Origin of the sequence: Variovorax paradoxus, from assembly GCF_009755665.1 — a bacterium.
Lineage (GTDB): Bacteria > Pseudomonadota > Gammaproteobacteria > Burkholderiales > Burkholderiaceae_C > Variovorax > Variovorax paradoxus_G.
Map to the genome: position 1 here is coordinate 4,088,152 of NZ_CP046622.1, position 26,632 is coordinate 4,114,783.

At 67.8% G+C, this 26,632-nt stretch carries 7 protein-coding genes; all 7 read right to left on the bottom strand.

The window, feature by feature from the left end; translation table 11 throughout:
* Window positions 1-9: 9 nt before the first annotated feature.
* The 7 genes from GOQ09_RS19075 to GOQ09_RS19105 are packed head-to-tail and all read right to left on the bottom strand — an operon-like array spanning window position 10 to window position 26,627.
* Window positions 10-4,113, bottom strand: coding sequence for a non-ribosomal peptide synthetase (locus GOQ09_RS19075; RefSeq protein WP_157614954.1), 4,104 nt, complete (start codon window positions 4,111-4,113; stop codon window positions 10-12).
* Window positions 4,113-11,981 (bottom strand): non-ribosomal peptide synthetase, encoded by a 7,869-nt coding sequence (locus GOQ09_RS19080; RefSeq protein ID WP_157614955.1) that lies wholly within the window; start codon window positions 11,979-11,981, stop codon window positions 4,113-4,115. Before GOQ09_RS19080 ends, GOQ09_RS19075 begins: the two co-directional genes overlap by 1 nt.
* Window positions 11,981-15,313: a non-ribosomal peptide synthetase gene (locus GOQ09_RS19085; protein ID WP_157614956.1), complete on the bottom strand. Its 3,333-nt coding sequence runs from the start codon at window positions 15,311-15,313 to the stop codon at window positions 11,981-11,983. The genes GOQ09_RS19080 and GOQ09_RS19085 overlap by 1 nt, the downstream gene beginning before the upstream one ends.
* Entirely contained in the window at window positions 15,310-19,929 is a 4,620-nt protein-coding gene (locus GOQ09_RS19090; RefSeq protein ID WP_157614957.1) for an SDR family NAD(P)-dependent oxidoreductase, read from the bottom strand. The genes GOQ09_RS19085 and GOQ09_RS19090 overlap by 4 nt, the downstream gene beginning before the upstream one ends.
* Entirely contained in the window at window positions 19,929-25,226 is a 5,298-nt protein-coding gene (locus tag GOQ09_RS19095; protein ID WP_157614958.1) for a non-ribosomal peptide synthetase, read from the bottom strand. The genes GOQ09_RS19090 and GOQ09_RS19095 overlap by 1 nt, the downstream gene beginning before the upstream one ends.
* Complete coding sequence (locus GOQ09_RS19100) at window positions 25,223-25,912, bottom strand: 4'-phosphopantetheinyl transferase family protein (protein WP_157614959.1); 690 nt, start codon at window positions 25,910-25,912, stop codon at window positions 25,223-25,225. Before GOQ09_RS19100 ends, GOQ09_RS19095 begins: the two co-directional genes overlap by 4 nt.
* Window positions 25,890-26,627: a thioesterase II family protein gene (locus GOQ09_RS19105; RefSeq protein WP_157614960.1), complete on the bottom strand. Its 738-nt coding sequence runs from the start codon at window positions 26,625-26,627 to the stop codon at window positions 25,890-25,892. Before GOQ09_RS19105 ends, GOQ09_RS19100 begins: the two co-directional genes overlap by 23 nt.
* Window positions 26,628-26,632 lie beyond the last annotated feature (5 nt).

Below are 26,632 nucleotides of genomic sequence, written 5' to 3' on the forward strand. Positions count from 1 at the left end.
GCCCTGCCGCTAGGCCGCGTCGAGTGCCAGCAGGCGGTTCTTTACCGTGGCGCCGAAGTGCGCATCGCGGATGATGTCCAGGTGCCCGGTACGCGGTACCACCTCGGTCGAGAGCACGCGGGCGCGCTCCGGCCAGCGGCGCAGCACACCCGGCGCCTGCAGCGAGCGCTCGGCGTGGAACACCTCCACGGGCAGATCGGTCCTGGCCTGCCCATAGCGGGCGTAGTGTGCGGACTGCACGCGGCTGTCGAGCGTGGCCCACAGGAGGTACTCATAAGCTTCGTCGCCTGCACCGTCGAGCGGCGACACCCAGGTTGGGGCCAGTAGCTGCTCGGCCACCCAGGCCTGCTCTGCATCGGTCATGCGGCCGAACAGCTCCTTCCATTGCGCCGCCATGTCCGATTTTGCAAGCCAGGCGGCCAGCACCTCGTCGGCCTGCGCGCGCTGCGCCGGCGTCAAGCTGCCTTGGGGAACCATCGGCTCCGACTCGAACACATCGACCGCGCCGAAGAACACGATCTCGATGCGGCCCTGCAGTTGCCGCGCCACCTCGAAAGCCAGGTCGCCGCCCAGCGACCAGCCCAGCAAGGCGCACCGGCCGCCGGTGGCAGTCTCGACGATGAAATTCGCATACTCGGCCGCAAGCTCGCGAATGGCAAAACCGCGCCAGCGCTTGCGCGTGTAGACGTGGCTCACAAAGGCATACACCGGCCGGTCGCCCTGCACAGCGCGCGCCAGCGGCTGGAACTCGCGCGAGTTGACAATGAGGCCGGGCAGGCAGAAGAGCGGCACGCCCGCACCGCCGGCATGCAGGCACACGGCGTCGTTCGCGCTCTCGGCCCGCTGGTTCACGCGCGCGGCCATCTCGCGCAGGCTTGCGGCCTGCATCACGTCGGCCAGGCCCAGGTGGCTGCCACCGGGCAACTGCTTGCGAATGCGCGCTATGAGCTTGAGGCTCAGGAGCGAATCGCCGCCCAGTTCGAAGAAGTTGTCGCCGCGCCCCACGTGCGCCACGCCCAGCACCTCGCGCCAGATGGCGGCCAACGCCTCTTCGGCGTCGCCTTGCGGCGGTTCGTAAGCAAACTCGCTGGCGAACACAGGCTCCGGCAGCGCCTTGCGCTCCACCTTGCCATTGGCACTGAGCGGCAAGGCATCGAGCACGACGATCAGCCGCGGCACCATGTAGTCGGGCAGCACCCGGCCCAGGCGCTCCTTGAGCACTGCGGTGTCGATGGCCTGCCCGGCTTGCATGGCATGCACCGAGACATAGCCCACCAGCCGCGCACCGCCCGGCCCCTCCCTGGCCACCACCACCGCCTCGCGCACCTCGGGCTGTGCCAGCAATTGCGCCTCGATCTCGCCCAGCTCGATGCGCAGCCCTCGGATCTTCACCTGGTGGTCGATGCGCCCCAGGTACTCGATCTGGCCCTCGGCGTTCCAGCGCACGAGGTCGCCCGTGCGGTAGAGCCGGCCGCCGCCTTCGCTATCGAAGGGATCGGCCACGAAGCGCTCGGCGCTCAGCCCCGGCCGCTTCAGGTAGCCGCGTGCCAGGCTCACGCCGCCCAGGTACAGCTCGCCGGCCACGCCTTGAGGCACGAGGTTCAAGTCGGCATCGAGCACACAGGCCTGGGTGTCGGTGATCGGCCGGCCGATGGGCACCAAGCTCCGGCCGTCGTCCCTGCAGGTCCAGCGCGTGACGTGGATGGTGGTCTCGGTGGGGCCGTACAGGTTCTGCAGCGTGGCGCCATGGAGGCGCTGCAGGGTCTCCTTCTGGGTCTCGGCGGGCATGGCCTCGCCGCCGCAGATGATGTGCTTCAGGCGGGTGCTGGCCTCGATGCCCTCGTGCGCCAGGAAGGCCTGCAGCATGGAGGGCACGAAGTTCAGGGTGGTGACCTGGTGGCGCTGGATGAGCGCGACCAGCCGGGCCGGGTCGCGCTGGTCACCGGGTTGGGCCACCACGAGGCGGGCGCCGGCGGTCAGGGGCCAGAACAGCTCCCATACCGACACGTCGAAGCCGAAGGGGGCCTTGTGCAGCACGGTGTCTTCGCGGGTGAGGCCGTAGGTGCGCTGCATCCAGGCCATGCAGCTGTGCAGGGCGTGGTGGCGGATGGCGGCGCCCTTGGGCTTGCCGGTGGAGCCGGAGGTGTAGATGACGTAGGCGAGGTGCTCGCCGTGCAGGGCGACATCCGGGTCCGCCTCTGGCTCGCCGCTGAAGTCGAGGCTGTCGATCTCCAGCGTGGTGAGGCCGCTGCGGTCGTCGAGACAGTCGCGCGTGGCGCGGTGCGCCAGCAGCAGCTCGATGCCGCTGTCCTGCACCATGTAGGCCAGGCGCTCGGCGGGGTAGTCGGGGTCCAGGGGCAGGTAGGCGCCGCCGGCCTTGAGCACGCCCAGGATGGCGACGACCATCTCCACGGAGCGTTCCATGGCGATGCCCACGAGCCGATCGGGGCCTACGCCCAGGGCGATCAGGCGGTGCGCGAGGCGGTTGGCGCGGCGGTTCAGTTCGGCAAAGCTCATGGCTTGGTCGGCGAACAGGAGCGCGGTGGCTTCGGGCTGCTGGCGGGCGTGGCGCTCGATGAGGCGGTGCACGGGCACGGGAGCCGGCTCGTGGTGGGGGTTCACGCTCCAGGCGGTGAGCTGCGCCTGCTCGGGGGCGCCGAGCAGGGCGATGTCGCCCACCGCACGCCCTTCGTCATCAGCCAGCGCACCGAGCATCGCAACATAGTGCGCGGTCATGCGTTCGATGGTGCCTTGCTCGAACAGCTCCGACGCGTAGATGAAGCTCGCATGCAAGCGCCCATCGGCATCTTCGCTGGTGTTCAGCACCAGTTCGAACTGCGCCACCGGCGCGGCCAGCGCATGGTCTTCGAGCGCCAGGCCAGGCAGTTGCTTCAGCGTGCGGGAGTCGGTCCGGTCGTGGCTGAACATCACCTGGAACAGCGGGTTCACGCTCAGGCTGCGCTCGGGCTGCAGCGCGTCCACCAGTTGTTCGAAAGGCAGATCCTGGTGCGCCTGCGCGCCGATGGCGGCTTCCTTCGCCTGCGCGAGCACCTTTGCCAGGCTCATGCGGCCTTCGACCGTGCTGCGCATGACCTGCGTGTTGACGAAGAGCCCGATGACGCCTTCGGTCTCCGCGCGATGGCGGTTGGCCACCGACACGCCCACGCGAATGTCCTGCTGCCCGCTGTAGCGATGCAGCAGCGCCTGGAAAGCCGCCAGCAGCACCATGAAGAGCGTCGCTCCCCCGGCGCGCGCGCGCTTGTGCAAGGCCTGGGCCAATTCCGGCGCAAGATCGACGCCGTGCCTGGCGGCGGTGTAGTGGCCGCCCGGCCGGCGGCTGTGGTCCGCCTGCAGCTGCAGCACCGGGTTGCCGGTGCCCAGGCGCTCGGTCCAGTAGGCGAGCTGCCTGTCTTTTTCACCAGCCTCCAGCCAGTTGCGCTGCCATGCCGCGTAATCGATGTAGCGGATCGGCGGCGGCGGCAGGTCCAACTCGTCGCCCAGCACCCGCGCACGGTAGTGCGCGACGAACTCGCCCACCAGCAGATGCAGCGAGCCGCCGTCCGAAACGATGTGGTGCATTGCCAGCACGAGCACATGCTCTTGCGGCGCAAGCCGGATCACGCCCACCCGCATCAGCGGACCCGTTGTGAGGTCGAACGGCGTCGCGCTCAGGCGGCGGGCTTCTTCTCGCGCACGCGCCTCCGCATCGCCGGGCCCGTGGGCCACGTCGATCACCGCGATGTCGATATCCACATGCTCCTGCACAACCTGTTCGCACAGCCCTTGCGCATCCGGCCTGAACACCGTGCGAAGCGATGCGTGGCGCTCCAGCAGTGCCGAAAAGCTGTTCTTCAGTGCGTCGATGTCGAGCGCCCCCTGCAGCTTCAGCGCGCCGGAGATGTGATACGCCGTGCTCTTCGGGTCCAGCTGCCAAAGGAACCACTGGCGCAGTTGCGCATAAGACAGTTCGGCCTTCGTTCCGGGCGGCAGGGGCACGATGGGCAGCCTGGCAAAGTCGACGCCCTGCTTTTGCAGCAGGCCGAGAAACGCCTTCTGTTTTTCGCGGGGCAGGCGCGCAAAGCGGTCCGCAATGCTGTTCTTGTCGATCTCCATCAATCCTCCAGAAGGTCGAGCAGCGCGGCCATCTGCGCGAGGTCTTCCGAGACCGCGGCCGCGGCTGTGCCGACCTCTTCCTGCACGGCCCCGGCCATTGCGGCCAGCGTCGGGTTTTCGAAATAGCGCTTGAGCGGCAACTGCACCGCAAGCTGCTTCTGCACCTTGGCCTGCACCGCCAGCAGGGTCAGCGAGTGGCCTCCCAGCTCGAAGAAGTTGTCACTCCGGCCCACGCGTTCCACCTCGAGCACTTCGGCCCAGATGGCGGCGAGCGCACTCTCCGCCTCTCCCACGGGCTCTGCGTATGTACCGCCGCCGGCGATCTCCGGATCGGGCAGCGCCTTGCGGTCGACCTTGCCGTTCGAGTTCAGCGGCACGGCGTCGAGCACCACCAGCGCTGCGGGCACCATGTAGTCCGGCAGCTTCTGCAGCAGCCGCTCGCGCAGCATTGCGGCATCCACCGCCTGGCCCGCGCGCGCGGAGACATAGGCCACGAGCCGCGTGCCGCCCGCGCCCTCTTTTGCCAGCACCACCGCCTCGCGCACCTCGGGCTGCGCCAGCAGCTGCGCCTCGATCTCGCCAAGCTCGATGCGGAAGCCGCGGATCTTCACCTGGTGGTCGATGCGGCCGAGATAATCGAGCTGGCCATCGCTGCGCCAGCGCACCAGGTCGCCGGTGCGGTAAAGCCGCCCGCCCGCAGGGCCGATGGGCGCGGCCACGAAACGCTCCGCACTGAGACCCGCACGGTTGAGATAGCCGCGCGCCAGGCCCGCGCCCGAGACATGGAGCTCGCCCGCCACACCAACGGACAGCGGGTTGAGATCGCCGTCGAGCACCCACATGCCAAGGTCTGGAATGCATGCGCCCACCGGACTGCTCTGTTCCTCGAGGTCGGCGCGCACGATCGGCCGGTAGGTCACGTGCACGGTGGTCTCGGTAATGCCGTACATGTTGATGAGCTGCGGCTGCCGGTCGCCGAAGCGATCCATCCATGGCCGCAGGCTCTCCGGCTCGAGCGCCTCGCCGCCGAAGATCACGCATCGCAGCGGCAGCCGGTCGCCCGCGGCAAGCGCTGCGCTGTGAATCAATTGCCGGAACGCGGACGGCGTCTGGTTGAGCACGGTGACCTGCTGCTCGCGCAGCAACGCGACGAAATCGTCGGGCGAACGGCTGACCCAGAACGGCACCACCACCAGCCTGCCGCCGGTGCACAGCGCACCGAAGATCTCCCACACCGAGAAGTCGAATGCATACGAATGGAAGTTCGTCCACACGTCTTGCCTGTCGAAGCCGAACCAGGGCTGCGTCGAGTCCAGCAGCCGCGTCACGTTGCGGTGTGTCAGCTGCGTTCCCTTGGGCCGTCCGGTGGAGCCCGAGGTGTAGATCACGTAGATGAGATGGTCCGCATGCACCGGCACCTCGGGCGCATGCGCAGGCTCCGCGTCCAGGCTGGAATCGTCGAGCGCCAGCACGCGCACGTCGCCCGGCAGCGCGAGCCTGGGCTGCACATGGCTTTGCGTGAGCAGCAGGCGAATGCCGCTGTCTTCGATCATGTAGGCCAGGCGGTCGGCGGGGTACTCGGGGTCGAGCGGAACGTACGCGCCGCCGGCCTTCAAGATGCCGAGCAGCCCCACGACCATTTCAATGGAGCGTTCGACCGCGATGCCCACTTTCACCTCGGGTGCCACGCCAAGACCGATGAGCCGGTGCGCGACCTTGTTGGCGCGTGCATCAAGTTCCGCGTAGCTCAGGCTTTCATCGCCGAAGACCACTGCCGTCGCGTCCGGATGCAAGGCCGCCTGCTGCTCGAACCATCGATGCACGGGTTGCGCGACGTCGGCGGCATGCAAGGGCTCCACGGGTGGAGCCGGCGGCAGCGCCGCCTTGCCTTCGTCCTGCAGGCCGATGTCGCCCACATGCGCACCGGGCGATGTCGCGAGCAATTCGATCAGTTGCTCCATGCGGCGCGCCAGGGTCCGGACGAGCGCATCGCCGAACTGGCTGCGCGCGTGGCTGTAGCTCAGCACCAGCGTCTCACCCTGGTTGACCGAGAGCGTCATCGGGTAGTTCGTCTCCTCCCGGTTCCAGACCTCGCCGAAGCGCAGCCTGTCGGGCGCGCCCTGCTTCAGCGCCTGGTCGAGCGGGTAGTTCTCGAACACCACGATGCTGTCAAACAGGTCTTGCCCGCCCTGTCCCGCCCAGCGCTGTATTTCATAAAGCGGTGTGTGCTCATGCTCTTGCGCGCCGAGGTTGCGCGCCTGCAGTTCGCGCAGCCAGTCGCCCACGCGCTGTGCCGGCTCAAGCGCGGCAATGACCGGCAGCGTGTTGATGAACAGGCCCAGCATCTGCTGCGCGCCGGGCAGCTCCACCGGCCTGCCCGCCACGGTGGCCCCAAAGCTCACCGTGCGCTGCCCCGTGTGGCGTGCCAGCAGCAGTGCCCAGGCGGCCTGCACCAGTGTGTTGAGGGTCACGCGTTCGCGCTTGGCTGCTTCCGCCAGCGCGCGGGTGCGCTGCGCGTCGATCTCGCAGCGATGCATGCCATGGCCCGTGCGCGCGTCGCGCGGTTTGGGCAGGGTGTTGGCCAGCCACGTGGGCTCATCAATGCGCGCCAGCTGCTCGCGCCAATAGCGCTCGTCGGCCTTTCCGTCGCGCTTCCGTAGCCACGCGATGTAATCCGCATAGCGGCCGCCCGGCGCTGCGAGGGCTTCGCCCGCGTAGTGCCGCAGCATTTCGCCCATGAGCTGCGAGGTACTCCAGCCGTCCAGCAACAGGTGATGCATGGTCCAGACGAAATGGTGCTTGCCGCCCTGCGTGTGCACCAGCACGAAGCGCATCAGCGGCGGCTTCGCCAGGTCGAAGCCCTGCGCGAGTTGCGCTTGCGCCAGTTCGTCGAGCGCGCCGGCGGCGTCGACGCGGTCTTGCCAGCCATGCTCCGTCATCGGAAGGTCGAGATGCCGCGCGACCCATTGCAAGGCCGGTTCGCCGGCAAGAAAGCCGGTTCGCAGCACGTCGTGCCGCTGCAGCACCGCACGCCATGCGGCCTTGAACCGCGGAACGTCGAGCCCGTCGATGTCGACGCGCAGCTGGTTGACGTAGGCGCTGCCGCCGGGTGCGTACAGGGTGTGGAACATCATGCCCGCCTGCATGGGCGAAAGCGGGTACAGGTCTGCCAGATTGGAAAGCGGCACCGGCAGGGCATCGAGCTGCTGCGCGCCGATGCGGGCCAGCGGAAAGTCCGAAGGCGTGACGCCATGTGCACCGCTGGTGCAATGCGCTACCAGCGTTTCGAGTTCCTGCTGGAACCGCCGCACCCACCCTTCGACGGCGCTGCGGTCGTGGCGGGCCTGGCTGTAACTCACGCGCAGCGCCAGCACGCCTTCGTGCACCTGCCCGTTGACGGCGAACTCGTGCGTCAGCGGTGCGCCACCGTCCACCGGGGTGCCGCTCGCCTCGTCGGCCAGCAGCCAATGTGCGCGCTCTTCGGAGCCGGCGTCGAACTGCCCCAGGTAGTTGAAGACCACCTGCGCCCGGGGCAGCGCCCGCAGCGCCCGTTGTTGCGCGGGGTTGCCAAGGTACTTGAGCACGCCATGGCCGATGCCCTTGTCGGGAACGGCGCGCAGGCTTTCCTTCACGCGCTTGATGGCAGCGCCGGGTTCACCCAGCGGATCGAGCGCAACCGGGAACAGCGTGGTGAACCAGCCGACGGTGCGAGACAGGTCGATGTGGTCGAACAGGTCTTCGCGGCCATGGCCTTCAAGATCGACCAGCACCTTGTCATGTCCCGCCCAAGCGCACAGGGCACGGCCGAGCGCTGTCAGCAGCAGGTCATTGGCCTGCGTGCGGTAGGCCGCGGGTGCGTCTTTCAGCAGCGCCTGTGTGGTCGCCGTGTCCAGCCGCACTTCGAGTGTCTGCTGGTCGGCAGCGGTGTTCGATCCGTCGGGATGCGCGCACAGCAGGTTGGCAGGGGCGTCCGCCAGCGCCGCCCAATGGCCGATTCCCTCGGCGTGGCTTGCGGCGTAGCCCTGCAATGCAGTCGTCCAGTCTTTATAGCTGCTGCTCTTGGCAGGCAGCACAACGGCTTGGCCCGCCAGGCTTTGGCGATAGGCATCCTGCAGGTCTTCCAGCAGGATGCGCCACGACACGCCGTCGACCACCATGTGGTGAATGGCGAGCAGCAGGCGCAACTCGCCGTCCGGCAACTCGACGGCGAGCGCGCGCAACAGAGGGCCACGCGCCAGGTCGAGGCTGCGCTGTGCCTCGTTGCAGAGCGCTTCGAGTTGCACCGTATCGCGTGCCTTGCGCACCCACAGCAGTTCGGCCAGCTCGTTTTCCGGCATTGCCGTGTAGTGCTGGTGCCATGCACCTTCGGCATCCTGGCTGTAGCGCAGGCTCAAGCTGTCGTGGTGCTGCACCACGGCATGCAGCGCCTGCCGGAACGCGGCCAACTGCAAGGGTTTGCGGCATTTCAGCAGCACCGCCTGGTTCCAGTGGTGGCGCACCGGCATCTGCATCTCGAAGAACGCGTGCTGGAATGGCAGCAGCGGTGCCTCGCCTGTCGCATCCCCGGCAGCCGTGCGCTTTGCATCGCCAACGGGTTCGGCCGCGCCTGCAAGCTGCGCCACGGTCTGCCGCTCGAAGATTTGCTTGGGGCTCACCTTCCAGCCCGCAAGGCGCAGCCGCGCCACGATCTGCAGGCTCAGGATGGAGTCGCCGCCCAGCTCGAAGAAGTTGTCGTTGCGCCCCACCCGCTCAAGACCGAGCACGCCGCACCATACTTTCGCAATCGCCTCTTCGGCCTCGCCGAGCGGCGGCTCATAGGCCTTGTCGTCTTGCAGCAGTTCGGGTTCGGGCAGGGCCTGGCGATCGACCTTGCCGGCGGGACCGATCGGCAGCGCATCGAGCATCACGATGGCCGAAGGCACCATGTAGTCCGGCAATGCGCGCGCGAGGCGCTCCTTCAATGCTGCTGCGCCGACGGACTGCCCGGCCTTCAGCGATACATACGCCGCCAGCCGCGCGCCGGCCGGGCCGCTGCGCGCAACGACCACGGCCTCGCGCACTTCGGGTTGGGCAAGCAATTGCGCCTCGATCTCGCCAAGCTCGATGCGGAAACCGCGCACCTTCACCTGGTGGTCGATGCGGCCCAGGTACTCGAGCTGCCCGTCGTCGCGCCAGCGCACCCAGTCGCCGGTGCGGTACAGGCGGCCGCCCTCCGCGTCGAAGGGGTCGGCCACGAAGCGCTCCGCAGTGAGTGCGGCGCGGTGCAGATAGCCGCGCGCCAGCCCCTCGCCGCCGAGGTACAGCTCGCCCGCCACGTTGCGCGGCACAAGGTTGAGATCGGCATCGAGCACGCGCGCACTGCGGTCGCCCACCGGCCGGCCGATGGGCGCATAGCCCTCTTCGAAGCTCGCTGCGCCATCGACCTTCCACAGCATCGGCGTGACGACCGCTTCGGTAGGCCCGTAGCCGTTGATCAGCAGCTCGGGCTTCAGGTGCCGGCGCACGGCATCGAAGCCTTCGCGCGACATGGCCTCGCCGCCGAAGGAATACAGCTGCACCGGCGGGCAATGGCCGGTGTCGCGCGCCCAGTCGGCCAGCTGGCGCAGGTAGGCGGGCGGAAAGCCCGCGTTGGTAACGCCGTGGCGCTGCAGTGCGTCCAGCGTCTGCTCGGCGGTCCAAAGCGAAGCGTCGCGCAACAGCAGCGAGGCGCCGCAGCACAGGGCCGTAAAGAGGCGCTCGTGCGCACCGTCGAAGGAGAACGACAGAAAGTGCAGTTCGCGCGAGTGCGGCCCCATCTCGTACAGCACGGCCGTTTCAACGCAATGGGCGGCAAAGGGGCCATGCGAAACCATCACGCCCTTGGGCATGCCGGTCGAACCCGAGGTGTAGACGATGTAGGCGAGGTTGCCGGCATGCACCGCAACTGCGGGCGAATGCCCGGGCTCGGCACGCAGATCGAGCGTGTCGAGCTGCAGAACTCGCACATGCTCGCCGGACGGAATCCGTGCCTTCACATGGCTTTGCGTCACGAGCAGGTCGATGCCGCTGTCGGCAACCATGTAGGCCAGCCGGTCCGCGGGGTACTCCGGGTCCAGCGGCACGTAGGCACCGCCGGCTTTCAGAATGCCGAGCAGGCCGATCACCATATCGAACGAACGCTCCACGGCAATGCCGACGCGCGTGTCTGACTTCACGCCCAACGCAATGAGCCGGTGGGCCAGGCGATTGGCGCGGCGGTCGAGCTCGCCGTAGCTCAACGCTTCGTCGCCGAACAGCAGCGCCGCGGCGTCTGGGCGCTCGTGGGCCCACCGCTCCATGAGCCGGTGCACCGGCTCGCTGGCCTGGCCTGCGGGTGCGTTGACGCCCCACTGCGCAAGCCGCTCTTTCTCGGCGGGCGCGAGCAGGTCGATGTCGCCCACCGCCCGTGCAGGGTTGGCGGCCAGTGCGCCGAGCACGGCCAGGTAGTGCCCCGCCATGTGCGCCACGGTCTGTGCATCGAACAGTTCCTGTGCGTAATGGAAGCTGGCCTGCGCACGGCCTTGGGCGTCTTCGATGACGCTCAGCGTGAGTTCGAACTGCGCAGCCTGGCCACCCAGTTCATGGTCTTGCAGGCTAAGGCCGGGCAGGTTTTCCAGCGCGCGAAGGTCGCGCCGCTGGTGGTTGAACATCACCTGGAACAACGGCGCGGTGCCAAGGCTGCGCTCGGGCTGCAGGGCTTCCACCAACTGCTCGAAAGGCAGGTCCTGGTGCGACTGGGCACCGAGCGCTGCATTGCGCGTGGCTTCCAGTGCCTGCAGCAGGCTCGTGCGGCTGGTCAGCACATTGCGCAGCACCTGCGTGTTGACGAAGAAGCCGATGACCTTTTCGGCCTCCACCCGGTGGCGGTTGGCAACCGGGACGCCGACGCGAATGTCCTGCTGCGTGGTGTAGCGGTGCAACAGCACCTGCAGCCCCGTGAGCAGCACCATGAAAAGCGTTGCACCCTGCGCCTGCGCGCGCTGGTGCAGCGCGTCGGCAAGCTGCTGCGGCAACGCCACGTCATGGCGCGCAGCCCGGTACCGCCCGTCCGGGCGCCGCGGGTGGTCCGTCGGCAGTTGCAGCACCGGGTGCTCGGCACCAAGATGGGCCTTCCAGTAGTCGAGTTGCCGCTCTTTCTCGCCGGCCTCCAGCCAGTGCCGCTGCCACACGGCGTAGTCGGCATACTGGATTGGCAACGCCGGCAATCGCGGCGGCTGCCCGTTGGTGCGCGCGCGGTAGTGCGCCGCAAACTCGTCCACCAGAATTTTGAGCGACCAGCCGTCGGACACGATGTGATGCATCACGACGACGAGCAAATGCTCCTTGTCATGAAGGCGAATCAACGCCACGCGCAGCAACTGGTCGGCGGTCAGGTCGAAGGGCCTTTCAGCGATGCGCCGCGCTTCTTCATCCGCCCTTGCATCGCGCTCACCGGCCGGGAGCGCAGCAAGGTCGATGAGCGGAATGTCCAGCGCCGCGCGCTGCTGCACCACCTGCTCGACCAGGCCCTCCGCGTTCGCTCGGAACACCGTGCGCAGCGATTCATGCCGCTCGACCAGGGCATCGAAGCTCGCCTGCAGGGCGTTCCGGTCGAGCGTGCCCTGGAGCCGCAGCGCGCCCGAGATATGGTAGGCCGAGCTGCCCGGCTCCAATTGCCAGAGAAACCACTGGCGCATCTGCGCATACGAAGGCGCGCAGGCAACGCGCGCTGCCTCGTCGCGCTGGAGAATCGGAAACTGCCCGATGGTCAGTCCCTCGGCGCGGATCTTCTGGTACACCGCCCGGCGCTGCGCCGGGTTGAGGCGCGAAAAGCGCTTGCCGATCTGGTCGTGCGTGGCCGTGATGTCCATCAAGCGATCTCCAGGCTGTCCATGAAGGCGTCGATGTCCGAAAGAGACTGGGCCACGGGTTTCCTTTCGCCGGCATCTGCAATGAGCGCGGCCACGTCCATGAGAACCGGCTGCCTGAAAATATCGGAGACCGTGAGGTCGGCATGCATGGCGCCCTGCACCCGGGCGACCACCTGCACGGACATGAGCGAATGCCCGCCGAGTTCGAAGAAGTTGTCGTAACGGCTCACGCGTGGCACGCCGAGCACCTCGGCCCATATGGCTGCGAGCGCTTCTTCCCTGGCGCCCTGCGGCGGCTCGTAGGCTTGGGCGCTCGCGCGCGCGGGTTCGGGCAGCGCCTTGCGGTCGACCTTGCCGTTGGCGTTCAGCGGCAGGGTCTCGAGCACCATGAAGAGCGCCGGCACCATGTAGTCGGGTAACGCGCGGCCGAGTTGTTCGCGCAAGCGCGCCGCATCGATGACGTGCCCCGCCTGCGCCGACACATAGGCCACGAGTTGCGCGCCGTTCGCGCCCTGGCTTGCCAAGACGACGGCCTCGCGCACCTCGGGTTGGGCAAGCAGCTGCGCCTCGATCTCGCCCAGTTCAATGCGGAATCCGCGGATCTTCACCTGGTGATCGATGCGGCCCAGATAATCGAGCTGGCCTTCGCTGTTCCAGCGGACCAGGTCGCCGGTGCGGTAAAGCCTTGCACCGCCTTCGCTGTCGAAAGGGTCGGCCACGAAGCGCTCGGACGTGAGCCCAGCACGGCGCACGTAGCCACGCCCAAGCCCGGCGCCGCCCAGGTAAAGCTCGCCCGCGGCGCCCGGTGGCACCAGGTTCAATTCGGCATCGAGCACATAGGTTTGCGTGTCGTCGATCGGCCGGCCGATGGGCACCTGGGTGCGCCCGTCATCGCGGCAGCTCCAATGCGTCACGTCGATGGCGGCCTCGGTGGGGCCGTACAGGTTGTAGAGCGCGGCTTGCGGCAATCGCCTGAAGACTTCGTTCTGCGCTTCTGCGGCCAATGCCTCGCCGCTGCAGACGATGCGCCGCAGGCTGGTGCAAGCCTCCACGCCCTGGTGGGCAAGAAAGGCCTGCAGCATCGAGGGCACGAAGTGCAGCGTGGTCACCTCATGCGCGCGAATCAGCTGCACGAGCCGCGCCGGTTCGCGGTGGTCGCCGGGGTTGGCTACGGCCAGCCTGGCGCCGAACATCAGTGGCCAGAAGAATTCCCACACCGACACGTCGAAGCTGAACGGCGTTTTCTGCAGCACGGTGTCCGCTTCGCCGAGCGCATAGGCCTGCTGCATCCACACCAGCCGGTTGTAGAGCGAGCCATGGCGGTTGGCCGCGCCCTTGGGCTTGCCGGTCGAGCCCGAGGTGTAGATCACATAAGCCAGGTTGTCGCTGTCGAGCGCCACCGCCGGGTCGGCTTGCGGGTAGCCGCCAAGGTCCAGCGTGTCGAGCGCGAGCATGGACACGCCGGCCGGCAATTGCAGCCGCTCTTTCAGGCGCTCTTGTGTCAGTACCAGCGCAAGGCCGCTGTCCTCGGCCATGTAGGCAATGCGATCCGCAGGGTACTCCGGATCGAGCGGCACATAGGCGCCGCCCGCCTTCAAGATTGCGAGCAGGCCGACCACCAGCTCGATGCTGCGCTCCAGCGCCACTCCGACCTTTACCTCAGGGCGAATGCCCTCTTGCATCAGCCGGTGCGCCAGTTGGTTGGCTCGGCGGTTCAGTTCGCCGTAGCTCAGCACTTCATCGTTGAAAACCAGGGCAACGGCATCAGGAAGTTCGGCCGCCTGTTGCTCGATGAGGCGATGCACCGTTTGCGCTTCGCCACGGCGATGGGTGTTGACGCCCCACTGCGCGAGCTGGGTGCGATCTGCGTCGGTGAGCAGTTCGAGCTCGCCAAGCTTCGCTGCCGGCAGCTTCATCAGCGCTTCGAGCACGCGCTGGTAGTGGCCCGCCATGCGCGCGATGGTGCTCGGCTCGAACAGTTCGGCCGCGTAGCGAAAGTTGGCCCGGATGCCGCCGTCTTCGCGCTCGATGGTTTCCAGCGTCAACTCGAAGGGGGCGGCGCGCTGCTCCAGGTCGATGCGCCGCACGCTCAGGTCGGGCCAGCCCCGCAGCGGCTGGTCTCCTTGCCCCAGGTGGTTGAACATCACCTGGAACAGCGACGCGGCGCCGTGCCCGTGCTCCGCGCGCAGGGCCTGCACCAGGCGTTCGAAGGGCAGGTCCTGGTGGGCTTGAGCTTCGATCGAGGCGTCGCGAACCTGCGCCAGGAGATCCGCCAGGCTGGTGTGCGCGGCAAGGCGCGCATCGAGCACCAGCGTGTTGATGAAGACGCCAATGACGCCCGCAGTCTCTGGCCGGCCGCGGCCCGAGGCGGGCACGCCGACGCGAATTTCGTTCTGGCCCGTGTAGCGGAACAGCAGCGCGTGAAAGGCCGTGAGCAGCGCCATGAACAAGGTGCCGCCCTGCGCGCGCGAAAGCTGCCTGAGCCCCTCTGCGAGGCCGGCCGGTATGTCGAGCGAATATTGCGCAGCGCTGTAGCGGGCTTCAGCGGAACGCGGCCGGTCGGTGGTCAGTGCCAGCACCGGCTGGTTCGCGCTGAGGCGCTTGCGCCAATAGGCGAGCTGCCGTTCGCCTTCGCCTTCTTCGAGCCACTTGCGCTGCCACAGCGTGAAATCGACATAGCCGATCTCAGGCTGGGGCCGCGTGTCCGGCAGGCCTTGCACCCTCAGGGCGTATGCCTGCGCAAGGTCGTCCAGCATGAGCTGGACGGACCATGCATCGGAAATGATGTGATGCATCATGAGCAGGAGCTGGTGCTCGCCCTCGGCCATCTTCAGCAAGGCACAACGCAGCAAGGGGCCGGCCGTCAGGTCGAAAGGCGTGCGGCAGACCCGGGCCACCGCTTCGTCGTAGCGAATTTCGCGCTCGGCCGCATCGAGCAGGCTGAGATCGGCGAAAGGAATGTCGATGTGAATATGCTGCAGAACGCGCTGCTCCGGCAGGCCTTCAGGGCCGGAAGCGAACACGGTTCGCAATGCTTCGTGGCGTTCGGTGAGCGACCGCATTGCAGCCTGCAACGCCGCAACATCGAGCGGGCCTGAAAAACCAAGCCCGCCGCCGACGTGGTACGCCGTGTTGGCGGGATTCACCTGCCACAGGAACCATTGGCCCTGCTGCGCGAAGGAAACGGGTGCGGGGCCGGCGTTGTGGCCGCGCACGATGCTCTCGCGCGCGGGTGCTGCATCGCCGCCCTGCTTCAGCCGGCGCTGCAGCAAGTTCAGTTGCTCGGGCGACAGGCGCGCGCGACGTTCGGAAAGGTGAGATGTCTCGCTCATGATGAAAAACTTGCGGTGATGCGATCGGTTGCCGGTTGTGGGTCTTCAGCGTCCTCGGCCTCGCGCTCGATCTCTTCGATGAGCCGTAGCTCGATCAATGCGGCCAGCTCGGCCACCGTCGGCGCCTTGAAGAAATCGGCAGGCTGCAGCTCGACGCCATAAGCCTTGCGAACGCGGGACAGCAGACGAATGGCCAGCAGCGAATCGCCGCCGAGTTCGAACAGGTTGTCGTGCGCGCCCACGGGCGAGATGCCAAGTGCCTCGGTCCACAGCGCAGCCAGGCCTTCTTCCAGTTCGCCTTCAGGCGCGGTGTACGCCGTGGGCAGCGCGGGGCGTGAGTGGCTCGCACGGGCTTCGCCCACCGATACCACCGATACGGCGCCCGCTGCGTCCTGGGCCTCCACCGCATCTAGCACGTTGCCCAGTGGACGAAGGCGCGGTGCGAGAGGCGAAACGGACACCACCGTCTGCGGCAGGTCGGGGCCGTTGACGATGCGCTCGAAGGCGAGCACGCCAGTGCGCTCGTCCAGGCCGACGCCTTCCGGCAGGTCCATGTCGGCCGCGGAGCCCACGTCGCGCCACGCATCCCAGTTGACCGAGAACACCGGCAGCGCCGATGTGCGGCGGTGCGCCGCCGCGAGTGCATCGAGATAAGCATTGGCAGCCGCGTAGTCGCTGCGGCCCAGCCCGCCGGCGAGCGTGGCAATGGAAGAACAGAAGAGCACGAAGTCCAGCGGCTCTTCGCGCAGGGCGGCGAGCAGCTCGCGCGTGCCCGCCACCTTGGGGGCGAACGCCGCTTCCACCTGGGCGCGGGTGCGCTGGGCGATCATTCCGAGCCCCGGGTCCATTACCGCGTGAACCACTCCGTTGACGGCACCGAAGCGCGCATGCGCCGCCGCGAGTGCATCGCGCAGCTGCGCGGCGTCGGTCACGTCCGCGGTCACCGTCAGCACTTGCGCGCCGGAGGCTTCGAGTTCGACCAGCTGCCGCAGCTTGCGCCGCAGTGCAGCCGGCTGATCGGCCGTTGCGGCAATGCGCTCCCATTCGCCGCGCACGGGCAGCGGCGTGCGGCCGAGCAGCACCAGGCGTGCCTTCCATGCGCGGCTCAGGTGCCGCGCCAGCGCCAGCCCGACACCGCCCATGCCGCCGGTGATGAGGTAGACACCGCCTTCGCGCAGGCGCGGCGTGGCGGCCTGCTTGGGCAACGGCTCGTAGTTCTTGAGCCAGCGGTGCGGCCCCCGATAGGCCACCACGAAAGCGTCTTGCGCGGACGCCGCCTCGTCGGCGACGCGGCGCGCCAGATCGCTTTCGGCCGCGCTTTCCGGCGCGGGCAGCACCACGTCGATCACGCGGCAGGAGACCGACGGATACTCCTGGCCCACGACCTTGGCGATGCCCAGCAGGGTTGCCTTCCCGGGCGCCAGCGCCTCGGTGCCGGAGACGTCTTCGAGGCCGTCGGTGACGATGGTCAGCGCCGTTGGAGCACGGCCCGGCAAGCCCAGCGCGTCGAGTGCATGCACGAGTGCGAGCAGGCTGAAGTAGCCGGCTTCGAAAGCGTCCGTGTGCGGCGGTGCGGGCCGGCCGCCGTCGAGGCTCCACAGATGATGGATGTGCCGCACCGGGCCTGCCTCGGCTTCCACTTCGCGCAGCAGCGCCTCGTGGTCGGCGCGCTCGGTTTGCCGCAGGGTGTATTGCCGCGGCGCGGTGCGCGCGAAGCGCGGGCCTCGCAGTGCCAGCACCACCTGTTCGCCGCGCTCGCGCAGGGTGCGTGCGAGCCGGTCGGTGAAGCTGTCGGCATCGCCCAGGATCAGCGTGCTGCCTGTTCGCTCCGCAGGGTTTCCGGCGGGCGGTGGCGGCGTGCTTCGCTGCCAGTTGGGTGCATAAAGAATGTCGGCGTCTGCGCTTGGTGAAGAAGGCGGTACGGCGTTGCCCGGCTCCACCCAGTAGCGCTGGCGCTGGAAGGCATAGGTCGGCAGCGGCAGGCGGCGGCGTTGCCCGCCCTCCTGGTTCGCAGCCCAGTCGATGTCGACGCCGGCCGTCCACAGGCCCGCAGCCGCAGTTGCCAATTGCTGGCTGTTGCGCGAGGTTTGCTGCGCATGCGCCTGGCTGGCCCAGATGCCCGCGGCCGAGCTGGCGCCCGAATGCTGGCGAGCGAGCCCGGCCAGCGTTTCGCCGGGGCCGACTTCGAGCACTGCGCGTCCGGGCTTGCTGAAGATGTGGCCCAGGCCTTCGGAAAAGCGAACCGTGTTGCGCAAATGCCGGCCCCAGTATGCGGGGCTGGTGGCCTCTTGCGCAGTGATCGGCAGGCCGGTGAGGTTGGAGATGAACGGAATGCGCGGTGCATGGCGCGGTACCGATGCAATCAGCTGTTCCATCGCGGCGACCGCCGGATCGACGAGCCGCGAATGGAACGCCACGGCAACGTGCAGGCGGCGCGGTGAATGCTGTCGCGCGCGCAGTTCTTCTTCAGCGCGCGCAATGGCTTCGGGCGTGCCGGCCAGCACGCAGAGCTGCTCTCCATTCACCGCGGCAAGGTCGCACCTCATCTCGAGGAAAGGCGCGAGTCCGGATTCCGCCAGCGGCACCGCGAGCATGGCACCGGCCGGCAGCGCCTGCACAAGGCGCGCGCGCTGCGCGACGATGCGCAGCGCGTCTTCCAGCGAGAACACGCCCGCGACGCAGGCCGCGACGTATTCGCCAAGGCTATGCCCCATCATCAGCGCCGGCTTCACGCCGCAGTGCAGCCACCATTGCGCCAGTGCATATTCGACGGCAAAAAGCGCTGGCTGCGCGGCCTCGATGTGGAACAGGCGCTCGTTCGCCAATGCTTCGTCGCCCGCTGCCGGGAACAGCAGCGGCTGCAGGTCGATGCCGCTCTGCGTGCGCAGCAAGTCGATGCAGCGATCGAGTGCCGCGCGGAACACGGCGCTTTCGCGGTGGAGCGCGGCGCCCATGAAGGCATGCTGGCTGCCGCTGCCCGGAAAGAGAAACACCACCTCGGGCGCGGAGGCCGGTGTCTTGCGGAACGTGGCGCTTGGCGAAGACAGCATTTGCGAAGCCATCTGCGTGTCGCTTGCAACCACGGCGCTACGCCATGCGAAGGTGCGGCGCCCGGTTTGCAGGGTGTGCGCCACGTCGTGCAGGGCCAGTGCGGGCTGCGCCTGCAAGTGCGCCGCAAGTTGCGATCGGCCTTGCGCCAATGCGGTTTCATTTTTTGCCGACAGGGGCAGAACCTGCCAGGCCGGCGCCCTTGCCACATGCGTTGCGACGGCCGGCGCTTCTTCGAGCACGACGTGCACGTTGGTGCCGCCGATGCCGAAGGAGCTCGCGCCCGCACGGCGCGGCCCACGGCCCTCGGCCCAGGCGCGCGCTTCGGTGTTCACGTAGAACGGGCTCGCCGCGAAATCGATCTTCGGATTCGGCTGTTCGAAATTGAGGCTCGGCGGCAGCACGCGGTGCTTGAGCGCCATCGTCGCCTTGATGAGCCCCGCCACGCCTGCGGCTGCGTCGAGATGGCCGATATTGGTTTTGACCGAGCCTATGGCGCAGAAGCCGCGCCGCTCGGTGTCGGCGCGAAACGCCTGGGTCAGCGCGGCCATCTCGATCGGGTCGCCCAGGGTGGTGCCGGTGCCGTGCGCTTCCACATAGCCGATGGTGTCCGCCGCCACGCCGGCGATGAGTTGCGCCGCGCGAATGACCTCGGCCTGCCCGTCCACGCTGGGCGCTGTAAAGCCTACCTTGCCCGCACCGTCGTTGTTGGCGGCCGAGCCCTTGATCACCGCATGGATGGTGTCGCCGTCGCGCACCGCGTCGTCCAGCCGCTTGAGCACCACCACGCCCGCGCCGCTGCCGATGAGCGTGCCCGCGGCCTTTGCATCGAAGGCGCGGCAGTGGCCGTCGGGCGAGAGGATGGCGCCGGACTGGTAACGATAGCCGCCTTCTTGCAGCAGGTTGAGCCACACGCCGCCTGCCAAGGCCATGTCGCAATCGTGGCCCAGCAGGGCCTGGCATGCGGTGTGCACTGCCACGAGCGATGTCGAGCAGGCGGTCTGCACGGTAACCGCGGGGCCGCGCAGGTCGAGCTTGTAGGCCACACGCGTGCACAGCGAGCCGCCGGAGTTGCCGTTCATCAGCCCCAGCAGGTCTGCAATGCCACTCTCCGCGCCAAGGCCGAACGACGGAAGCAGGTTGCGGATGAGGTACAGGTTGGTGCCCTCGCCCGCATACACGCCGACCTTGCCGGGCCAACGCGCGGTGTCGCAGCCCGCGTGCTCGAGCGACGCCCAGGCGCACTCCAGAAAGATGCGCTGCTGCGGATCGAGGGTCTCGGCTTCGCGTGGCGTGTAGCCGAAGAAGCCCGCATCGAACTGGTCGACGCCGTCGAACCTGACGCCGGCCTTGACGTACTCGGGGTCGTCCAGCAGGCCCTGCGGCACGCCGCGCGCGCGCAGTTCGTCGTCCGTGAAGCGGGACACCGACTCCACGCCGCCCTGCACATTGCGCCAGAAGGCGTCCACATCGTCGGCGCCCGGAAAGCGGCCGGCCATGCCGACGATGGCGATCTCGATGCCGGTCGGTTCGGAAAGCTCTTGGGAGGTAGCGCTGGAGTTGGACATCAGTTGACTCTCTCTGCCGCCTTGCGGCGTTGAAGCATGGCGGCGCGCTGGCGCAGCGCCCTGTCGTCGCCAGCTGCGGCGGCGGCAGCGGACGAAGCGGCGCCGGCCGGTGCCTGCTCGATCCAACGGGCGAGCGATTCGATGGTGGGGTACTTGAAAAGGTTGACAACCGGAATTGCCATCTGCAGCCGGTCTTCCAGCAGGCGATGCGCGCGGATCAGGAGGAGCGAATGGCCGCCGAGATCGAAGAAGTTGTCGTGCTGCCCAACCTGCTCGACCTTCAGCACCTGGGACCAGACGCCAGCCAAGGTCTGCGCCACGTGGCCTTGCGGTGCTTCATAGGCCACCTCGCTGGCGAAAACTGTCTCCGGCAGCGCCTTGCGATCGACCTTGCCGTTGGCGTTGAGCGGCAGGCTGTCGAGCACGGCGAAGGCACGCGGGACCATGTAGTCGGGCAGCACTTGTGCAAGGCGCTCCTTGAGCGCGGCGGTGTCGATGATGTGATCCGCATGCGCCGCGAGGTAGGCCACGAGGCGCACGCCGGCCGGGCCTTCCTTCGCCACGACCACGGCTTCGCGCACGGCAGGCTGCGCGAGAAGCTGTGCCTCGATCTCGCCGAGTTCGATGCGCAAGCCGCGGATCTTCACCTGATGGTCGATGCGGCCGAGGTACTCCAGCTGCCCTTCGGCGTTCCATCGCACGAGATCGCCGGTGCGGTAGAGCCTTCCGCCGCCTTCGCTGCCGAACGGATCGGCCACGAAGCGCTCCGCAGTCAAGCCCGCCCGCTTCAGGTAGCCTCGGGCCAGGCTGATGCCGCCCAGGTACAGCTCGCCTGCAACACCCTGAGGCACGAGGTTCAAGTCGGCATCCAGCACGTGCGTGCTGGTGCGGCTGATCGGCCGGCCTATGGGAACCTGGCTCTGGCCATCATTGCGGCAGGCCCAGTGCGTGACGTGGATGGTGGTCTCGGTCGGGCCGTAGAGGTTTTGCAGGCCCGCGCCGTGCAGGCGTTCAAGCGTTTCCTTCTGGGTCTCGGCGGGCATGGCCTCGCCGCCGCAGATGATGTGCCTGAGACGCGTGCTGGTTTCGATGCCCTTGTGCGCGAGAAAGGCCTGCAGCATCGAAGGCACGAAGTTGAGCGTGGTGACCTGGTGGCGCTGGATCAGTTCGACCAGCCTGGACGGGTCGCGGTGGTCACCGGGGTTGGCCACCACGAGCCGCGCCCCGGAGGTCATCGGCCAGAACAGCTCCCACACCGACACATCGAAGCCGAACGGCGCCTTGTGCAGCACGGTGTCATCGCGCGTCAGCCGGTAGGTGTTCTGCATCCACACCATGCAGCTGTGCAGCGCGCCGTGGCGTATGGCCGCACCCTTGGGCTTGCCGGTGGAGCCCGAGGTGTAGATGACGTAGGCGAGGTTCTCGATGTGCAGGCCGATCTGAGGATCGCTGTCGGGTTCGCCGCCGAGGTTGGCGGCGTCGACTTCCAGCACGGTCAACGCGCGCCGGTCTGGCACGCAATCGGCAAGGCTGCGCTGCGTGAGCAGCAGCCCGATGCCGCTGTCCCGCACCATGTAGGCCAGGCGTTCCGCCGGGTATTCCGGATCGAGCGGCACATAGGCGCCGCCGGCCTTGAGCACGCCGAGGATCGCCACCACCATCTCGACGGAACGCTCCATCGCGATGCCCACCAGCACTTCGGGCTTGACGCCGAGCGTGATCAACCGATGCGCGAGGCGGTTGGCCCGGCGGTTCAGTTCAGCGAAGTTCAGCGACTCGTCGGCGAAGAGCAGTGCGGTGGCATCGGGCTGCGTTCGCGCCTGCCGCTCGATCATGCGGTGAACGGGCTCGGGTTGCGGCTCGCGGTGCGTGTTCACACCCCATTGCGCCAACCGCACCTGCTCGGGTGCACCGAGCAGTTCGATGTCGCCTACCGGCTGATCTGGCTTGTCGGCCATTGCCTGCAGGGTCGCAACATAGTGGCCGGCCATCCGCTCGATGGTGTCCGGCTCGAACAACTCAGCCGCATAGATCACCGACAGCGACAGCTGCCCTTCAGGCCTTTCGCGTGCTTCGAGCGTGAGGTCGAACTGCGCCGCCAGGTCGGGCAGCGGGTGGTCCTCTGCCGCGATGCCGGGCAGTTTCGAGAATGCGCGGAAGTCCTCGAACAGGTGGTTGAACATCACCTGGAACAAGGGCGTCTGGCTCAGGCTGCGCTCGGGTTGCAGCGCCTGCACCAGCTGTTCGAAAGGCAGGTCCTGGTTGGCCTGCGCGCCCAGCACGGCTTCGCGGGCCTGCGCCAGCACGCGCGATGCGCTCAGGCGTCCGTGGATGGAATTGCGCAGCACCAGGGTGTTGACGAACATCCCGGCCACGCCTTCGACTTCCATCCGGTTGCGGTTGGCAATCGGTGCGCCGATACGGATGTCCTGCTGCCCCGTGTAGCGGTGCAGCAGCGACTGGAAGCCCGCGAGCAGCACCATGAAGAGCGTGGCACCCTGCGCGTCGGCCAGCCCGCGAAGCTTGGCCGGCAGGCTGCCCGGCAGTTCGAAGGCATGCCGCGCAGCGCTGTAGCCGGTCTGCGGCCTGCGCGGATGGTCGGTGCGCAAGTCCAGCACTTCATGCGCGTCGCCGAGCTGTGCGCGCCACCAGGCCAGCTGCCGTTCGCCCTCGCCCGCCGCAAGCCAGTCGCGCTGCCAGAGCGCGTAGTCCGCATACTGAATGCGCGGCGCGGGCAGGCGCTTGGCCTCTTCTGTGCCCAGATGCGCGGCGTAGCCCGCGGCCAGCTCATCGATGAGCAACTGCATCGAGGCGCCGTCGGAAACGATGTGGTGCATCACCACTGCCAGCACATGGGTCTCGTCGGCAGTGCGAATCAGCGCGGCGCGCAGCAGCGGGCCCTGCGTGAGGTCGAACGGTTCGGCCTTGAGGCGCCGTGTTTGTTCCGCCAGTTGCCTGTCGCGCTCGCCGGCATCGAGGCTGCGCAAGTCGAGCAGCGTCATCGGTAACTCGCCAGCAGGCTTGATCCATTGCTCTGCGTTCCCATCGGCAGCGGCGCTGAACACCGTGCGCAGCGATTCGTGGCGTGCGACGAGGTCGTTCGCCGCGGCGCGCAAGGCATGGGCGTTGAGCACTCCCGTGAGGCGGAGCGCGCCGCTTACGTGGTACGCCGCACTTTGCGGGTCCATCCGCCAAAGAAACCACTGGCGCTCTTGTGCGTGCGAAAGCGGCATCGGCAACAGCCGGCGCTCTGCCGAGAGCACGGGCAGCGGCGCGTGCTGCGGGCGCAGGCCTTGAGCCCGCAGTTCGCGAATGGCCGCTGCGCATGCCTGCAGGCGCGGCTGCTCAAACAGCATTCGCGCCGGAAAGTCGATCTGCCAATGCGCCGAGATGCGCGAGGCTGCCAGCGTGGCGGTGAGCGAGCTCCCGCCCCGGTTGAAAAAGTGCGCATCGCGCCGGAGCGGGCGTTCGTCGCCATGCTTCCAGACCTCCTGCCAGATGGCGGCGAGCGCCATTTCGACCTCGTCGAGCGAGGCCTCGATGGCTGCTTCGGCGGGGCCGCCCTGCACGAAGGCGCCGAACTGGTAGACGGCGTAGGTATCGGCCGTGCCGTCTTTCCAGCCCGCGCGGCAGGCGCTGCGCTGCAGCTTGCCGCTGGTGGTCTTGGGCAGGCCGCCGGGGTTGAGCAGCAGCACCACCGACAGAGGTTCGCCGAACACTTCGCTGACGGCGGCGCCGAGCGCATCGACCAGCACCTGCGGCGGCACGAGCTTCTGCATGCTGCGGGACACTTCGGCCGCAACGCCAATACCTTCGCCGTCCGCGCCCTGGACCGCAAAGACGGCGACTCGGCTCTTGCGCACTGCGTCTACCTCTGCCTCGATGAGCCGCTCGATGTCTTGCGGATAGATGTTGTGGCCGCGGACGATGATCAGGTCCTTGATCCGCCCCGTGACATAGAGCTGGCCCTCGTGCATGAAGCCGAGGTCTCCTGTGCGCAGCCAGCGCTCGCCGTCGCGCTCCACGAAGGTTTCGCGCGTCTCGCGCTCCTTGCCCCAGTAGCCGAGGCAGATGCTTGGGCCGCTGGTCCAGATTTCGCCGATCTTTCCAGGTGCCGTGGGCGACAGCGTTTCTACATCGACGATCTCGACACGATGGCCCGGCGCCGCCACGCCGCAGCCGACCAGCACCGTGCCTTCGCCGGCCGGCATGCCGACTCCGTGTGCCAAGGCATCGGAAGAGAAGGTGCGTGCCACCATGCCGCCGCCGCGCACGCTGCCGGTCACGTACAAGGTGCCTTCAGCGAGGCCGTAGCAAGGGTAGGCCGCGTTCGGGTCGAATCCCGCGGGCGCGAAGCGTTCGATGAACTCCGCCTCGGTGTCCGCGCGCACCGGCTCCGCGCCCGTGTAGGCCACGCGCCAGCTCGAAAGGTCGAGCTGCGCAAGCCGCGCATCGTTCACGCGCTCCAGGCACAGGCGAAACGAAAAATCGGGCCCGCCGCTGTGGGTGGCGCGGTGGCGCGAGATGAGCTCGAGCCACCGCACCGGGCGCTCGAGAAAGTAGCCGGGCGACGTGAGCACCAGCGGAATGCCGTTGAAAAGCGGCAGCAGCAGCCCGCCGATCAACCCCATGTCGTGATAGAGCGGCGCCCAGCAGACGAACTTGTCCTCCGGCCTCACGTCCATGCCGTGCGTCATGGCGATTTCGTTGGCAATCAGGTTGCCATGGGTCACCATCACGCCCTTGGGCGCAGAGGTCGATCCCGAGGTGTATTGCAGGAAGGCAATGTCGCCGCCCTCGGGGTCGAAGGGTATCCACGCGCCGGCGAGCGCCGCGTCCACCGCGTCGACGGCGATGATTTCCGCATCGGCGAACTCTCTGGCTGCACTCATCGCGTGCGAAATGGCGGCCGAGGTCAGCACGCAGCGGGCCTGCGAATCTGCGGCAATGCCGGTGAGCCGCGCAAGATGCTGGGGCCGCATCGACTCGGGTGGGAACACCGGCACCGCGATCACGCCGCTGTAGAAGCAGGCCAGCATGCACACCGCGTAGTGGTCGCCGTTGTCGAGCATGATGAGTGCGCGCTCGCCCTTGGCCAACTGCTGCTGAAGCCGCGCCGCGAGTGCGCGCACGCGGCGCTCGAACACGCCGTAGCTGATCGGCTCTTCATGCAATTCGCCGTTCACCGTGCCGGCCACGGTCAGCCAGATGTCGTCCGGCCGCGTGCTCGCGAGCGTGCGCAAGTGCGCCACGAAATTCTTCGGCTGCGGGTTTGCCTTCTGCGGCATTTCAGTCATGTCGATTCCTTTGCGCGCCACGCCAGGGCGGCTGCATAGCCGGGCGGCGCCTCGAGCGCCACGGCTTGAAAATTTGTCCATTCAGAAACGGCAGATTCGAGAGCGATCCGCCCCTTCGCATCCAAATGGATGCCGATGGATTTCAGGTGCTCGGCCACGCCAACGCCGATGGCCTTCAGCACCGCCTCCTTTGCAACCCAATGGCTGTAGAGAGCGCGCAGCCGATCGGCAGCATTGCGCACTTCATTGAATTCGCGATCGCTGAAAGCCAGTGACGCAATAGCCTCCATGTCGACTTCGGCCCTGCACTCTTCGATGTCGACGCCCACGTCGCTCACCGTCCGCGCATCGCCCAGAACGATGAGCGCGCGAGCACCCGAATGCGAGAGATTGAACGGCGGCGCAGCACCGGCAGCGAGCTCGATAAACGGTTTGCCTTGCGCGCTCGATGCAAGCGGCACTTCGGCGGGCTCACAGCCCACGCGCTCCGCAAGCAAGCTTCGGAGCGCGGCGCGGCTTTCCGTGAAGCGCACCCGGTCGGCGGTTCTTGCGAACCTGTCGGCCTTGGCGCGCTCGGCGGGGGTCAGCAGTTGCCGCGCCGCCTCAGGCTCGGCGGCCAGGTCGAAGTCGAGGCGATAGACCTCGATGCCCGCTGCCAGCGGGTCAGGCCAGGGCATGAGTCGCATGGCGACCTCCCGCGACGACCCCGCCGAGGCGCTGCGAGAGCGCAGCCAGAAAGGCCGCCTCTTGATGCCGGATGAAGAAGTGGCCGCCGTCGAACCAGTCGAGCGTGAAGACGCCGCCCGCCTCGGCCGACCAGGCGCGAATGCGTTCCGCGTCGATGTCGTCGTGATGCCCGGCAAACACATGCAGCGGCACCGGCAGCGGCGCGTCGCCCGCATGGCGAAAGCCTTCGCACACGCGGTAGTCGGCACCGAGCACATCGAGGGTGATGCGCATCAACTCCGCGCTGGCAAACACTTCTTCGGGCGTTCCGCCCTGCTTGCGCAGGTCGGCAATCAGCGACGCGTCGTCGGTCTTTCCGGCAAAGCGCGCGGGGTCACGCCGGCTGGGCGCCGAACTGCCAGAGGCAAGCAGCGCCACGGGCAATTCGCGCCCCATCGTGCGCAGCCGGCATGCGATGCCGTAGGCCAACAGCGCGCCCATGCTGTGGCCGAAGATTGCGAAGTTGCCGCGCATGGCGTCGGCCTGTTCCGCGCATACCTGTGCAACCAGGCTGTCGAAATCGCGCAGCGGGCTTTCGGCCGAACGGCTCCCACGGCCGGGCAGCTCCACCGGCACCACGCGGATCCAGCCCGGCAACAGGCGGCGCCAGCGCAGGTACATCGTGGCGCTGGCGCCCGCGCACGGCAGGCACAACAGCGAGACGCTCGTCTCCACGCGCG

What these genes read in the sequence shown, in the direction of transcription:
- GOQ09_RS19075 (WP_157614954.1), bottom strand. Translation starts at nt 4,113, where the DNA reads ATGGAGATCGACAAGAACAGCATTGCGGACCGCTTTGCGCGCCTGCCC.
- GOQ09_RS19080 (WP_157614955.1), bottom strand. Translation starts at nt 11,981, where the DNA reads ATGGACATCACGGCCACGCACGACCAGATCGGCAAGCGCTTTTCGCGC.
- GOQ09_RS19085 (WP_157614956.1), bottom strand. Translation starts at nt 15,313, where the DNA reads ATGAGCGAGACATCTCACCTTTCCGAACGTCGCGCGCGCCTGTCGCCC.
- GOQ09_RS19090 (WP_157614957.1), bottom strand. Translation starts at nt 19,929, where the DNA reads ATGTCCAACTCCAGCGCTACCTCCCAAGAGCTTTCCGAACCGACCGGC.
- GOQ09_RS19095 (WP_157614958.1), bottom strand. Translation starts at nt 25,226, where the DNA reads ATGACTGAAATGCCGCAGAAGGCAAACCCGCAGCCGAAGAATTTCGTG.
- GOQ09_RS19100 (WP_157614959.1), bottom strand. Translation starts at nt 25,912, where the DNA reads ATGCGACTCATGCCCTGGCCTGACCCGCTGGCAGCGGGCATCGAGGTC.